12 protein-coding genes are annotated in these 15,333 nt (G+C 37.7%); all 12 read left to right on the top strand.

Going from position 1 to position 15,333, the window contains the following annotated elements; translation table 11 throughout:
• Positions 1-57 precede the first annotated feature (57 nt).
• The 12 genes from LG329_RS07450 (at position 58) to LG329_RS07395 (ending at position 15,307) form a co-directional block, all read left to right on the top strand.
• Positions 58-1,836, top strand: a complete 1,779-nt coding sequence (locus tag LG329_RS07450; RefSeq protein ID WP_404455383.1) for an SLC13 family permease — start codon at positions 58-60, stop codon at positions 1,834-1,836.
• Between the two features lie 12 nt (positions 1,837-1,848).
• Positions 1,849-2,454, top strand: a complete 606-nt coding sequence (cysC, locus tag LG329_RS07445; RefSeq protein ID WP_404455380.1) for an adenylyl-sulfate kinase — start codon at positions 1,849-1,851, stop codon at positions 2,452-2,454.
• Positions 2,451-3,254, top strand: a complete 804-nt coding sequence (gene cysQ / locus LG329_RS07440) for a 3'(2'),5'-bisphosphate nucleotidase CysQ (protein ID WP_404455378.1) — start codon at positions 2,451-2,453, stop codon at positions 3,252-3,254. The genes cysC and cysQ overlap by 4 nt, the downstream gene beginning before the upstream one ends.
• 1,166 nt (positions 3,255-4,420) lie before the next feature.
• Positions 4,421-5,185 carry a cyclase family protein gene (locus LG329_RS07435; protein ID WP_404455375.1) on the top strand — a complete coding sequence of 255 codons (765 nt, stop codon included), beginning with the start codon at positions 4,421-4,423 and terminating at the stop codon, positions 5,183-5,185.
• Between the two features lie 317 nt (positions 5,186-5,502).
• Positions 5,503-7,092, top strand: coding sequence for a PucR family transcriptional regulator (locus LG329_RS07430; protein WP_404455372.1), 1,590 nt, complete (start codon positions 5,503-5,505; stop codon positions 7,090-7,092).
• A gap of 125 nt (positions 7,093-7,217) precedes the next feature.
• Positions 7,218-7,865, top strand: coding sequence for an aspartate/glutamate racemase family protein (locus tag LG329_RS07425; RefSeq protein WP_404455369.1), 648 nt, complete (start codon positions 7,218-7,220; stop codon positions 7,863-7,865).
• Positions 7,862-9,427: an OPT/YSL family transporter gene (locus LG329_RS07420; protein WP_404455366.1), complete on the top strand. Its 1,566-nt coding sequence runs from the start codon at positions 7,862-7,864 to the stop codon at positions 9,425-9,427. The genes LG329_RS07425 and LG329_RS07420 overlap by 4 nt, the downstream gene beginning before the upstream one ends.
• Before the next feature lie 14 nt (positions 9,428-9,441).
• Entirely contained in the window at positions 9,442-10,491 is a 1,050-nt protein-coding gene (locus LG329_RS07415; protein ID WP_404455364.1) for a DUF917 domain-containing protein, read from the top strand.
• Between the two features lie 12 nt (positions 10,492-10,503).
• Positions 10,504-11,439 carry a DUF1177 domain-containing protein gene (locus tag LG329_RS07410; protein WP_404455362.1) on the top strand — a complete coding sequence of 312 codons (936 nt, stop codon included), beginning with the start codon at positions 10,504-10,506 and terminating at the stop codon, positions 11,437-11,439.
• 2 nt (positions 11,440-11,441) lie between these two features.
• Positions 11,442-12,110 (top strand): AroM family protein, encoded by a 669-nt coding sequence (locus LG329_RS07405; protein ID WP_404455359.1) that lies wholly within the window; start codon positions 11,442-11,444, stop codon positions 12,108-12,110.
• 47 nt (positions 12,111-12,157) lie between these two features.
• Complete coding sequence (locus LG329_RS07400; protein ID WP_404455357.1) at positions 12,158-13,933, top strand: aminopeptidase; 1,776 nt, start codon at positions 12,158-12,160, stop codon at positions 13,931-13,933.
• A gap of 531 nt (positions 13,934-14,464) precedes the next feature.
• On the top strand, positions 14,465-15,307 hold the full coding sequence (locus tag LG329_RS07395) for a DnaD domain-containing protein (protein ID WP_404455354.1): 843 nt from the start codon (positions 14,465-14,467) through the stop codon (positions 15,305-15,307).
• Positions 15,308-15,333: the final 26 nt, after the last annotated feature.

Raw genomic sequence — 15,333 nt, 5'->3', positions numbered from 1 at the left:
TAAAACCCCACGGGACTAGGCGTTGAAGGTAGATAACTAAAAAGGGGATATATTCCCATGTCATTTGAAATGATTTTTGTGTTAGTCATGATTATAGCCATGCTGATTGGGTTACTTTTTGAAGTAGCCCGACCAGACATGGTTGTTTTTTCAGTATTAGTGATTTTTTTACTGTCGGGTATATTAACGACTGATGAAGCATTAAGTGGCTTTTCCAACCAAGGGATGCTGACCGTTGCGCTGTTATTTATTGTCGCAGGAGCAGTCCAGAAAAGCGGATTGGTTGATCAGTTAATGACGAAATGGTTACGTAACAGTAATTCGCAACTTGGATCAATGATACGATTTTATATTCCGACATCCGCATTTTCAGCGTTTTTGAATAATACACCAATCGTTGTTACGTTTACCCCAATTATTAAAAAGTGGTGTGAGGAAAGAAATATCGCTCCTTCCAAGTTTTTAATCCCATTATCGTACGTGACCATTCTAGGTGGGACGATAACCTTAATGGGTACTTCAACAAATTTAGTAGTTCATGGTTTGTTGTTGGATTCGGGGTACGAAGGATTTTCTTTGTTCACACTAGCGCCTGTAGGGATTCCAGTAGCTATTGTCGGTTTACTCTATATCTTTTTCATCGGTCGCCATCTACTCCCCGATAATAAAGGGTTTAGTCAACAAATGCAGGAAAACTCAAAAGAGTACATTGCGGAAATGCAAGTAGAAGAAACATTTAAACATGTTAATGCGAGTGTAAAAGATGCAGGTCTCCGTGATCTGAAAGGGTTGTATTTAATTGAAATCATTCGTGAAAAAGAAAGAATATCACCTGTTCGTTCCACAACCAAGATTTTTGCAGGGGACAGGTTAATATTTACAGGATTAATTTCTACGATTGCAGATCTACAGAAAATTAAAGGCCTAAGCTTGGAAACGGGAACCGATTTAAAATTGGATCACTTGAAAAATGGAACAACGGATCTAGTTGAAGCCGTCGTATCCCATCAATCATCCTTACTAACCAAATCAATTAAGCAAAGCCAGTTTCGTTCGAAGTATGATGCAGGTGTTATTGCCGTACATCGAAATAATGAACGAATTAAAAGTAAAGTAGGCGATATTACCCTTAGACCTGGTGATACATTACTGTTGCTCGCTGGTTCCGATTTTATTGAGAAGAACAAACTATCGAATGATTTTTATGTTGTATCATCACTTGATGCGCCTGAGTCATTAAGTCAAGATGCCAAAAAGGGTTTTTTCTCTGTTGGAATATTGGTTTCGATGATACTACTCGTTACATTTGGTGTATTGAGCATGTTTAAGGCAATGACTTTAGCCGTTATGATTATGTTAATAGCACGACTTATTTCGGTTACCGAGGCAAAACAGTATGTGCAATTTAATGTTCTTTTATTGATTGCTAGTTCACTTGGTATCGGAACTGCAATGACAAAAACGGGATTAGCAAGCTGGATTGCTGATCAGTTAATGGCGTTTGGACAACCAATCGGGCTCATTGCCATTTTAGTTATCATGTATATTTTAACCAATATCTTTACCGAATTAATCACCAATAGTGCAGCCGCAGCTTTAATGTTGCCGATTGGCCTATCGATGGCCCAAGCATTGGAGCTGGATCCGATGGGCTTTGCGGCACTTGTCGCAATTGCGGCATCTTCAAGTTTCATCACACCAATAGGCTATCAGACGAATTTAATTGTTTATGGCCCAGGTGGGTACAAGTTTTCCGATTATATAAAGGTTGGAACACCACTCAGTATTTTAGTTATGATTACAGCAGTTACATTAATAAACACGATATGGTTCTAGGAGGAATTTAACATGACAAAATCAACAAACATCGTATGGCACGATTCAAAAGTATCAAAAAAAAATAGACAGGATTTAAACAAACATAAGAGTGCAGTTCTGTGGTTTACTGGATTATCTGGATCAGGTAAATCAACTGTTTCTGTTGAGCTTGAAAAAGAACTTCATACAATGGGCATTCATACGTACCGTTTAGATGGTGATAATGTACGCCATGGTTTAAACAATAACCTTGGGTTTAGCCCGGAAGATCGTACAGAAAACATTCGTCGCATTGGCGAAGTATCAAAATTAATGGTTGATGCAGGCTTGTTTACATTGACTGCGTTTATTTCACCTTATCGTGCGGACCGCGATAAAGTACGCGCGATTCTTGATGAAGGTGAATTCATTGAAGTATATGTAAAGGCAAGTGTTGCGACATGTGAATCACGTGATCCAAAAGGGCTTTACAAAAAAGCGCGTGCTGGTGAAATCAAAGGATTCACAGGAATAGATGCGCCATATGAAGAGCCAAATGAGGCAGAGGTAGTTGTGGATACAGATAAGCTTTCCCTAGAAGAATCTGTACAAGCTATTGTTACGTACCTAAAAGAAAAAGGATATCTTGAGAAATGAATATAGACCTGAAAAAGTTATTTGACATCTCATTAGCCGCTGGAAAAGAAATAATGGACGTATACAGTAAAGACATTGAAGTGGAAACAAAACAGGATGATTCTCCGTTAACCATTGCGGACCAACGTTCCCACAACGTAATAATGGATGGGTTGTCTAAGCAATATCCTGACATTTCTGTACTAAGTGAAGAAGGAAGAGATATTTCTTACGAAGAACGTAAAGCGTGGAATCAGTTCTTTTTAGTTGATCCATTAGACGGAACGAAGGAATTCATCAAGAAAAATGGTGAATTCACAGTAAATATCGCAGTAATCGAGGACCATTACCCAGTGATGGGCGTTATTTATGCACCAGATTTGGATGTGTTCTATTTTGGAAGTAAGGATTCGGGTGCATACAGGTTGGAGCAGGCATCCAAATCTGAAATTAATGACGAATCAGATTTAATCGATAAAAGTACCAAGCTTCCCATTGAGAAAAAAAGTGAAACAATAAATGTCGTTGCAAGTCGTTCACATATGTCTGATGATACACAAGCGTTTATCGATGGTCTTCAAATGAATGGTCAACCGGTTGATGTAGTATCAGCAGGAAGCTCATTGAAGTTTTGCCTTGTCGCTGAAGGAAAAGCGGACTACTATCCACGTTTTGCGCCTACCATGGAATGGGATACTGGTGCGGGCCAAGCACTTGTTGAAGCCGCTGGTGGGAAGGTAATACGCCATGAGGATAAAGAACGATTCTATTACAATAGAGAGAACTTGAAAAATGGTTGGTTTTTGGTAGAAAGAGGTTAAGGCCTATACAAAACAATACATTCATGAATTGTTGTTTATTGATGATTGAGAAAGATTCATATGATAATAGCCAAAAAGATGATTTAAGATCTACGCGAACTTGAAATAAATGTTCGCGTGGATCTTTTTATTTGTAATTTGTTATTTTTAAGGTTTAAAACTCTATTATTGTTAAGGTGAAGTTCTAAATAACTACCAGGGTAGTATAAATAAATTTAGAGGTCAAATTGATTATTGCGGATGAATTGAGCCATTCATTGCGAACTACAATCACTAGTAGAACTACTCCTTTTATGGAATAGAGCCAGAGCCACAGCGAAGCTGTTTGCCATTGAATGCTTAGAATCGATTTGTCCGTGTTTATCATGTTTGAGTGAGCAGGTGTGTCTCTTAGGCATTATTTAGGACGAACCTGCGATAGTTCCACAACACTGACAAAGTTAAGTCAATGGTGCGGACTACTGAATATGCACTGCTTTAGGAAAGGTAGAGTGGCTCTTTTACTATGTAGTAAATTGTTGGCAGCACTTGATAAATTGTTTTTCAAAGTTTCTTAAATTTGTATTTTGGAGAAAGACATAGGTTAGCTCCACCTCTGCCATGTTTTTGACCCGCTTAGGACACAATTTTGATCCACCATTGCCAAGTGAGGACCAGTATACATACTTTTGTGTTTAGCAACAACCGCCACCACCCTTGACCTTGTTTGTGTCCGTGGTAGTGGTTTTGAGGGCGAATGGCAAAAGTTAAGCCTTTGAGGCTCATTCGCATCAATAGCGTACCACAGACAATCACTTCTAAGTTCCGCTGGTGGGGCCCCGACCCCTTCCAGCGATCACTAAGAAGTGGCACGGCGGTCAAGGGCAAGCAGCTAAAGCTGTGGTTAAGAAGTGGATATAGCTGTGGATTGGATCACCTTTGTCACTACTGGCTCAGACATCCGCAAACAGTGGCTCAAAACTTCGCACTGCTGGCTCAATCTATCCGCAATACTCAGTCAATTGTGTGAAAACAAAACGAGGAGTAGACAGCTTAAAAGAGGATAATGAATTAGAGACTAATTTTCGATAGAATTGTTTGTATTTCTGAAGAAATAGGAGGGGCTAGTAGATTTAATTGAAACGCAAAAAATCCTAGGGCTTAACTAAAATTTAGGAGGACGTCTAATGAGTAGTTTTCAAATCATTGATTTAAGTGTACCGATAACTGAGAGGGTTAAAGAACCACTTCCTGCTAAAGTTGATTATTATAAACATGAACAAGGAGCTAAGCAAGCTGCGGGGTTGCTTGATTTAAAACCAGAAGACTTTCCGGAAAGTAAAGCATGGGCAGTAGAAACCGTAACATTAAGTACGCATTCAGGTACACATGTTGATGCACCATGGCATTATTGGCCCACATCAGGAGGAAAACCATCGAGAACAATTGATGAACTTCCACTTGAATGGTTTTACGGGTCTGGCGTTTTGTTTGATTTTCATGACAAGGCGCCAGGTTATGAGATTACGACTGAAGACCTAAAGCAAAAACTTAAAGAGATGGATTATGAGCTAAAGCCGTATGATATTGTTTTAATTCGAACTGACGCAGACAAAAAGATTTTTGAAGAGGGGTATTTCAATGCTCATGCAGGAGTTTCCGCTGAAGCTACCCATTGGTTAATAGATCAAGGGATAAAAGTTATGGGAATTGACGGGTGGGGTTGGGACATACCTATCTATTTACAAGCCGAAGATTATAAAAAGAATCCAAGAGATGGTGTTTTATGGGCAGCCCACTTTGTGGGACAGGAAAAGGAATATTGTCAAATAGAGAAGTTAGCTAACCTTGATCAAATTCCGAAGCCTTACGGGTTTAAGGTAGCTTGTTTTCCAGTGAAAGTTGAAAAGGCAAGTGCTGGCTGGGCTAGGCCTGTAGCAATTATAGAATAATGGGATATTGATGAGTTATAAATCGGTGTTTATTAATATGATAGTTCATAGAACCTACGCAGACCAATTTGGGATGCGTGGGTTTTTATTATTGGCAAGGAATTTGCTGATAAGAAAGCATAGGTGGCATTCGGTGGAATCCGACATGTCTTATGTGATCGTAAAGGACTTACCTGATATATCTGAAGTAAAATAATCCAATATAGGAAATAGTTCATTGGAATTATGAAAGAGTGGTATACTGTACGAAATAAAAAAATAGACTTTGAACCCTTTATAAGTAAATGCAGATAATTTATCCCCTAGGAGGTTTATTAATGAATATAAAAGAAGCTTTAATGATAGGAGATTTAAAAGCTGGAAAAGTCATAGCTGGCAACAAAGGCATAACCCGTGAAATATCTTCTATAGAAGTTATGGAGGTTCCTGAAGTATTAAGTTGGGTGACGCCAGGTATTCTAGTAATGACTGTCTTTTATTCAATTAAGGATGACCCTAATAAACAAACTAATATTGTTCAAACATTGATAGATAAAGATGCTTCAGGGATTGTTATTAAACTAGGGAGATTTATTAATACCATACCCGATGAAATGATTGAACTTGCTAATAAACATGCATTTCCTATCATAACTTTACCCAAGAATGTTTCTTATATTAATGTATTAACACCACTATATGAAAACTTATATGAGGAGAAGGAAAAAGGTAAGAAAGGGATTCATCATCCTTTTTATGAATTTGAAAAATCAAATTTCCCCTTTTTATCAGACGCAATTGAAAAAATAAGCGAGATTGCAGATTCTCCAGTATACATTGAGGATTCAGAAGGAAGACTCCTGTATGTGTCCGAAAGCTTCCAATCTGATGGCTGGAGGAAATCATCGTCGCTCTTTTCAAAACCAGACTATCCTTCTTTTACAGAGAAGCTTGAGGAATGGAAAACCGAGTTTTTAAATCAAAGTTATACTGTATTTAAGATGCAGGGCTTTCGGGATCGAATTATTCTTCCTCTTATTTCCAAGGATAAAGTTTTTGCCGTTGTCCATATTCAAAATAAGGATCTAAAATACAAAGATATATCTACTTCTCATATGATAAAAATAGGAAATAAGTTAAGTGAACTTTTCATAAATGAACAATTACTTCTTCAAAAGCAACGACTTGATGATATGGAATCAATGGAACAGTATTTAGGAGAATTAGAAAACATGGAAACAAATAAAGTTGTGACTGTTGTTCATTTCAGGGCAAAATGGTTGGATATATCCAATTGTTCATCTCTTTATTTAATTGATCATTCATCTATAATCAGAAGGAAATTAAATGATGTTGTCAAACAGTTTAGTATTTGTAAAACACTTATTTTCGAAAAGCAACATAATTTCTATGCTTTTATGTATTGTAATAGACAGGATTATCCATCAGTAGTTAGAAAGTGGCATGAGTTAATTAATAATTATAATGGAACTAATCCCGATCTTCTTCGAGTTGCTATAAGCTCGGATATGAACAATGCAAAATCCTTCGAGAGTAGAGTTCAATCTGCTACAAAAACTATGAAAATAGGGTGTAGAGTAAAACCTGAAGAAACTGTTTATACCGATGACAAATTAGGTATATATGAAATTCTTATAAATTTAACATCAAATGAATTCGTTAATAAATATACTGAAAATGTATTGTTCCCCCTGTCTCAAGTTGAATCGAATGATTTAATGGACACTCTTGAAGTTTATTTAAATGAAAACGGTAATGTGTCAAAGGCTTCAGAAAAGCTGTTTGTCCACCGACGCACAATGACTTACAGAATACAAAGAATTCAAGAATTGTTAAATATGGATTTAAATGATTCTAATAATCGATTTATCTTGAGGTTTTGTTTGAAGATAAAAGATCTTTCTTAGATGGCGGATATCCGTCTTTTTTTTTATGTAAAATAAAGTGAGAAATTTTAGTTAATATATATTTCACACTTTTTGCATTCTCAAGAATTATAAAAATACTTATACTCAAAAAAAGGGGTGAGCAGATGTTAGGAATTATTCGAGTATTAACGACGGAACAGGATAACATTTTGCAAGAACACAGTAAGAAAATGGAGGAGTCTTATCAAATCAAGTCAATTACAAGATGTATACCTGCACAACCAAATGGTATCTATGATGCTGAATCTGAAAAAAAAGCGATTCCTAAGATAGTCAATCTAGTTCAGGAAATGGTGAAAGGCGAATCATTAGATGCTATTACAATAAGTTGTGCTGCAGATCCAGCTCTGAACGAAGCTCGTGAAGTGGTTGGAGTTCCTGTTTTGGGTGCGGGAGTGTCTGGGGCTCATGCAGCAAGTATGGTAGGAAATAGCGTTGGCGTTATTGGAATTGGTGGAGAACCTCCAATTCGGTTGAAAGAGGAGCTTGGGAACCGGTTCCACTCCTATTCTTTTTCACCGAATTTGAGAAAAACGACTGACTTGTTTTCAGAAGGGGCAAAAGTTGAGTTGCTAGAGATCGCTAATAAAGTCAAACAATCGGGCGCAGATGTGATTTTATTTGCCTGTACGGGGTTTTCAACTATACGGCTTAAGGATTTTTTTGTAGGGAAAATTGATGTTCCTGTTATTGACTTGGTAGAAGCGCAGGCTATTGCGTATCAGTTGATAGAAGGGAGAAAACAGCGATGAAAAATAAAACATTTGATCCAGCGTTTATTATTTTTTCCATTTTAATAGCGATATTTGGTGCGATTATTGGAATGCAACTTATTACTACACTGGGAATTACACCAAATACATCTATTATTGGTGCACTAGTCGCCATTTTAATTGCCAGAATTCCAATGCAGATGTTTTATAAATATCGTTCATTGGAAAATCAGAACTTAGTTCAGACAACCATTTCTGCTGCGACGTTTGGTGCAGCAAATAGCTTATTGATTCCAATAGGACTTCCTTACGTAATGGGTATGCCAGAACTTATTATACCGATGCTGATTGGTGCAGGAATAGCATTGCTAATCGATTCATTGATTCTTTATAAAGTATTTGACACAAAACTTTTCGGTGCTGATGAAACATGGCCACCCGGAGTTGCTACTGCAGAGGCTTTAAAGGCTGGTGACGAAGGTGGTTCAAAAGCGAAATTTTTAGGACTCGGTATTTTTGGAGGAATGATTGGATCACACCTTGGCATTTCAATGTCAGCTTTCGGGGTAGCTTTTATAGGTAATATCTGGGCTCTATCAATGTTTGGAATAGGGTTGTTATTAAGAGGTTATTCGGTCCAGTTATTTGGAATGGATTTAAATCAATACTATGTTCCTCATGGCATGATGATTGGTGCAGGAATGGTAGCCTTATTGCAATTTATAATAACCTTAAGAAAATCCAAAAAGGAAAATGCAAAAAAGGTAAAGAGTACAGAACGTGAATACACCAGAACAGATAAAGATATAAAAAGTGCATTTGGGTACGGTTACTTATTCTACTCAATTGGAGCTGTGATTGTGGCTGTAGTCGGGGGCATCCTTGGTGATATGCCAATATGGCAATTGATATTGTTTGTATTATTTGCAGCCTTTGCAGCTTTAGTGAGTGAAATTATTGTTGGTATTGCAGCTATGCACTCTGGTTGGTTTCCAGCATTTGCGGTTACCCTCATTTCATTATTGATTGGTATGTTGCTTGGTTTTCCTCCAGTTGCACTTGCTTTGTTAACTGGTTACACAGCGGCAACAGGGCCAGCATTTGCTGATTTAGGTTATGATTTCAAATCGGGCGTAATTATTCGAAATGGTTCAACAATAACACAAGAATTATTTGGACGAAAACAACAGTTAAAAAGTGCTTTCATTGGGTTTGGTGTTGCAATTGTAATGGTATTCCTTTTTGCCAATAACTTTTTTGAAAGAGACTTAATTCCTCCGGTGGATAAAGTATATGCAACAACCATTGAATCTGGACTAGCTGGAAATGTAGGGTTGCTTATATTGTTGTGGGCTATTCCTGGTGCCCTTATCCAACTTATCGGGGGACCTAAAAGGCAAATGGGAATTCTTTTCGCAACCGGCCTATTAATAATTAATCCGATTGCCGGATGGGCTGTACTTTCAGGTATATTAATCCGAGTAATAATTCTTAAAGTGAGGGGTCCTGAAGCAGAGAGCACAATGTATACAACAGCTGCAGGGTTCATTGCTGGTGATGCATTATATAGTTTCTTTACATCTATTTGGAAAGCAAGATAACAGGGGGTAATAAGATGACGGCAAGAATTTTAACGTTGGAGGATGCAAAAAAAGCAGTGTATGGTGGCTGCATATTAGGAGGAGGCGGTGGCGGTTGGATTGAAAAGGGAATTGAAAATTATAAACAAGCCTTTTCGATAGGGAGTCCTAAGTTAGCCTCGGTTGATGATTTACAAGCAGAAGACTTCGTAGCGTGTGTTTCTTTAGTTGGGGCGCCTTCTGCCAAGGATGCTTATGTGGAATCACAACATTTAATCGATACAGTAAAGCGTATGCAAAAGGAATTTAATAAACCAATTAAAGCATTAATGACAAATGAAAATGGAGCTGAAACAACGGTAAATGGTTGGCTACAATCTGCGGCAACCGGCCTGCCTGTTCTAGACGCACCGTCCAATGGAAGGGCTCACCCTACTGGTTCAATGGGTTCTATGAATTTATCTGAAATTGATAGTTATAATTCCATTCAAACCTTTGCTGGTGGATACGGTCGTAAGAAGGTAGAAGGTTCTATTTCAGCTACTCTTGACCTTTCATCAGACGCAGTAAGATTTGCTTCAGTTCAAGCTGGAGGAATGGTTGGGGTTTGCAGAAATCCGGTCAATATGAACTATGTTAAAAAAAATGCAGCTGTTGGAGGAATTACACAGGCAATTGAATTGGGGGATGTATTTTTCTCCATTTCAGAAGGACCCGAACGTATTGAAGCTGTTGCCTCTTATTTAAAAGGAAGAGTAATTCACTCTGGAAAGGTAAATCATTTCGAGTTAAATGAGACTGGTGGTTTTGATGTTGGATGTGTTCGTATAGATGATTTGGAATTAAGTTTCTGGAATGAGTATATGACTGCCGCAGTTAATGGACAAAGGAAAGGAACATTCCCTGATCTTATTATGACTTTCGATGCTGAGACCGGTGATCCAATTGTGAGTGCAGAAATTAAAGAAGGTCTTAAGATTGCTGTTATATCGGTCCCAAAGGAAAACTTGAAATTAAGTACTACAATGTCCAATAAAAAACTTTTAAAAGCAATAGAACCTATTATTCAAAAGAAAATAATTTAGGAGATGGTTTAGATGTCTTTAAAATATACTATAGAAGTTATGGAACTGCTTGATGATGCAAATGCAAATGGAGAATGTGTAACACAATTATTTAAAGATATTGATCATTGTGAAGCGACGTACGAAACAGTTAAAGGTGAACAAGGATCTACAGATTTTGTGAAAATAGTAATTAAGGGTACACAAGGTAAGATTAGTGGTGGGAAGGCACCTTCACTCGGAATAGTTGGTAGACTTGGAGGATTAGGGGCACGACCAAATCGTATTGGATTTGTATCAGATGGTGATGGTGCTGCAGCGGCAGTAACTGTTGCTTTAAAATTAGCGAAAATGGCTGCGAAAGGGGACCGACTTCCCGGGGACGTTTACGTGACGACGCATATTTGTCCAACTGCTCCAACCCAGCCACATGAACCTGTTGATTTTATGGGTTCACCTGTAGATATTTTGACTATGAATGAGTACGAGGTAGTGCCTGAAATGGATGCAGTTTTATCAATTGACACTACAAAAGGTAATAAAGTATTTAATCATCGTGGAATTGCTTTATCTCCTACGGTCAAATCAGGTTATGTTTTAAAATTCAATGATGACATGTTAAGAATCATGGAAATGACCACAGGAGAATTGCCTTTTACATTTACCGTAACTACACAAGACATTACGCCATATGGAAATGATGTTTTCCATATAAATAGCATTCTACAGCCCGCAGTAGCAACCGATGCACCGGTAATTGGAGTTGCAATAACCGCCAGAACTGCAGTCCCTGGCAGTGGCACAGGAGCAAGTCATGAGGTTGATGTTGCGCAAGCAGTCCGTTTTTCCATAGAAGTTGCAAAGGAATACACACAAAACCAGTTCAAATTCTATGATGAGGATGAATTTAAACGTCTAGAAAAGTTGTATGGATCTATGAAACACTTACAAACGTTAGGAAATGCGTAAGTATGGTAAGGAGTAGTGTTGGTGTCTTAACAATTGGACAGTCCCCGCGTACTGATGTAACACCTTCCATACAGTCAATATTGGGGAAAGAGATTGTTATTATTGAAAGTGGAGGGTTGGATAGTATTGCCGATGAGAAGATTGGTTTTATCGCTCCAGAAGACGATGAGACGACATATATTTCTAAACTAAGAAGCGGCAATTCAATCAAGATTGGCAAAAGTAAGCTTCTTCCCTTGTTACAAAAGGAATTGAAGAAATTAGAAGAAAAAGTAGAAGTTGTTATTATGCTATGTACTGGGGATTTCCCCACATTAGAAACGGGAATGCCAATTATTTATCCTGATAAGGTTTTGAACAATACTGTTAAAGCAATTCTTCCATCGGGTGCACTAGGATTGATTATCCCTTTGGAAGAACAACGGGACACATTGGTTGAAAAATGGGATCACCCAAATTTGCAAATAATAACAGAGGTAGCTTCTCCGTACGAAGAAAGTGATGTAACCGGGGCAGCGAAGTCTTTAAAAAACCAGGGAGCCGATTTGATTGTATTAGATTGCATGGGGTATAACGAACTGCACAAGCAAAAGGCAATCAAAGGAAGTAACTTGCCAGTAATCCTTCCACGAACTTTAACGGCTCGTATTGCTGCAGAATACCTATTTTAACGGATCCGGGATTTTCCGGATCTGTTTTTTGAACAGGGGGATGTAACATGCCTGTACTTGCTTTATTTGGCTTGAGTTTACTTTGGGGATCTACCTTTTATTTCACAAAAATGTTGTTGCCTGATTTTCATCCTGTAGCAATCGTTTTTTATCGATGCCTTTTTGGTGGTATTATTCTATTCCCTTTTTTTCTTTGGAAAAAGACGAAGAAAGACTTTGAGAAAATACCATCATTAATTTTAATTACCTTATTGAGTGCAGGAATTCCGTGGGTGTTTATGAGTTTGAGTTTGCGAGGCTTAGATACAACAATTGGTGCTGTATTAAACGCAACCGGGCCAATTTTCGGGCTTATATATAGCATCGTTTTATTAAAGTTAAGGGTAACTAAACAGGAATTGGTTAGTGTATTTTTAGGTTTTTCAGGTATTCTTTTATCATTTATCATGGGCTTTTCTTCAGAAGTAGGATTCCGTTTAACCAGCGCTGGGTTATTGCTTTTTGCGGTGAGTTTGTATGCTTTATCAGCGGTATTAGCAGGAAAGTTTTTAAATCATGTTTCCGTTTTTACGCTGTCCTTCACTACTATGTTAGTAGGAAGTGCTTTCTCAGGAATCATGATGCTTTGGTTTGATCCTTTAAGCTTTCAGTCAATGGATAACTTTAAAAATATTGGATGGTTTATCATGTTAGGTATGTTCAATTCGGGTCTAGGGAATGTCCTCTATTTTTATTTAGTGAAATCTGGAGGAGCCATCTTCGCGCTTCTAATAACCTATCTAATGCCAATAACGACAATATTATTAGGAGTTTTGCTGTTAGATGAATCATTGGGATTCGGAACTATAGTCGCATTGATATTTGTTTTAACAAGTGTTTATTTCACACAGAAAAAGGGAGGAAGTAAAATGGATAAATTTCAAAATGTTGTTGCTAAATTAATGAAGAATAATTTTTCTGTAGATAAGTCTGTTACGATTCTTGTTCTAACAGATTCTAGTACAGAAAAGTTAGGTAGGAAATTTAGAAGTGCTTTAGAAAAAGAGGGATGGAATACAGATATATACCTAATGGAAGATCGAACAAAATCTGGAGAAGAGCCTCCGGCAGAATCAGCTGAGGAAATGCTTAACTATAACCTAGTATTCTGCCTTACAAAACATTCTTTAACACATACAGTCGCTCGAAAAAAAGCAAACGCTAATGGGGTTAGTGTCATAACAATGCCAGGCATAACGGAGGATATGTTTTTAAATGGCGCGATGAGTGCAGACTACAGAATTGTTGAGAAGGAAACTAATGAAATGACAGATAAACTTACTAAGGCCATGAAAGTAAGAATTAGTACAGGCGATGGTTACATGCTAACAATTCCAATTGAGAGTAGAGAAGGGATCCCTAGTACAGGTGTATTTCATGATAGAGCAGCATCTGGGAACCTTCCTTCTGGCGAGGCATACATCGCACCAATCGAAAGTAAGTCAGAAGGAAAAATAGAAATTAGTGGATCTATTGCTGGTATTGGATTAGTAGATGAACCAGTAATTTTAACGATTGAACAAGGAAGGTTAATAGATGCTACTGGGGTAATGGGGGAAAAACTATTATCCATTCTTGGTGATGGAGACGGAAGGCTTCTTTGTGAACTTGGTATTGGAACCAATCACGCCGCACGTTTAACCGGAAATATTTTAGAGGATGAAAAAGCATATAACACAATTCACATTGCGTTTGGCTCGAACCACACATTTGGCGGTAATATTAAAACCGATGTACATATTGATTGTGTAACAAAAGAGCCGATAGTAGAGTGGGAGTACTGAGTGCTTAAGGAAAGAGGGTGATAGATATTCCGAGGATTTAGTTAATAAACCAGGATAAGATTCAAATGTTTGCATTTTTCATTTACTTTTTATGAAATTCCGGTGCTTACCATTATTCGATAACTTAGAGGTTTTGATAATAATAAATAAGTAAGTAATTATTCCTTTGTAAAGGGGATAGTTACTTATTTTTTGTTTCAGTATTGTTGTTAAAATCTTATTAGTAATACTATTCCTTCACGGTCAATTAACCTAACATTGTTTCTTTTGGGTGTTTCTTTAGCTGCCTTAATAACGATTAGTTGTAACACGGTTGTTTTTTAATGGTTCAATAATAATATCACCTCTGATTAATTTGTATGCGGTTTTCTACATAATTAGGACAGTAGGGGGAGACCTCGTACGGAATTTTACGTGAGCGTTTTTCCTAAAAAAATATTTTTTAATTTTTTTTATTTTCATGCCACCAAATAGAAACTTTATTCGATTATAAGTTGTAGAGATAAATTTTAACCTTAAGGGTGGATGACGATGAATTATATTAAACAACTGAACGAATTTCATTTTAAAATTGATTTGGAGCCGATTTCTGTAAATGCACGATCGCTTTGGTATACGTTAACGGATATCAATAACAAATTATGCTGGCGCGAAGAATTTACGGTTGCAGCGTCAAAATTGACTGATAAAGCTGGACTAACGGATAGTGGTTTTAAACGTGCACGTACGGAATTAGTGGAGAATGGGTTTATTATTGTGACTTCTAGGGGTGGAAATCAGTCTGCGATGTACAAGATGGTTTGCTTGTATTCGAATGTAGTTGATAAAAAGCATGATTCTGATCAACAGCATGCGCAAAAAGTGACCCACAAAATGGACGACAATGTGGACCCATTAATTAAACAGAAACAAAAAAGTAAACAAAACAATAAAACAACTACTACAGACGCGATTGCATTTTTTCAGGATAATTTTGGTGTGATCAATTCTTATGTTGCTGATGACATTATTCATTGGATTACCGATTTAGGTGAACCTTTAGTTTTGCATGCGATGAAGCGGGCTTTGGAACAGGGGAAAGGAAATTGGGGATATGTGAAAGGCATTCTGCAGGCTTGGGCAAAAAAGGGAATTACTGGGGTTGAAGCGGCACAGGCAGAAGGGGCGGAATTCCGTGTTAGTAGAGAAAAGAAAGTACGGCCGTTTAGCGGTGGGACTGTAACTGGAGAAGTGATTCCAGATTGGTTCAGGGAACAAAAGCGAAAGGAAAAGTTGAAGCGAAATCAAACCGCAGCTGTGACTGAAGTGCCGGATTGTCTTGTTGCTGAGAAAGAAGATATGGAGCGGATGTTGGCAGGATTACGAGTGAAATAACGGCACAAAATACGGGAAGGACGGGC

It is taken from the genome of Virgibacillus necropolis (assembly GCF_044793635.1).
Classification (GTDB): Bacteria; Bacillota; Bacilli; order Bacillales; family Amphibacillaceae; genus Virgibacillus_F; species Virgibacillus_F necropolis_A.
This window is presented reverse-complemented; position numbering and strand designations above follow the sequence as displayed.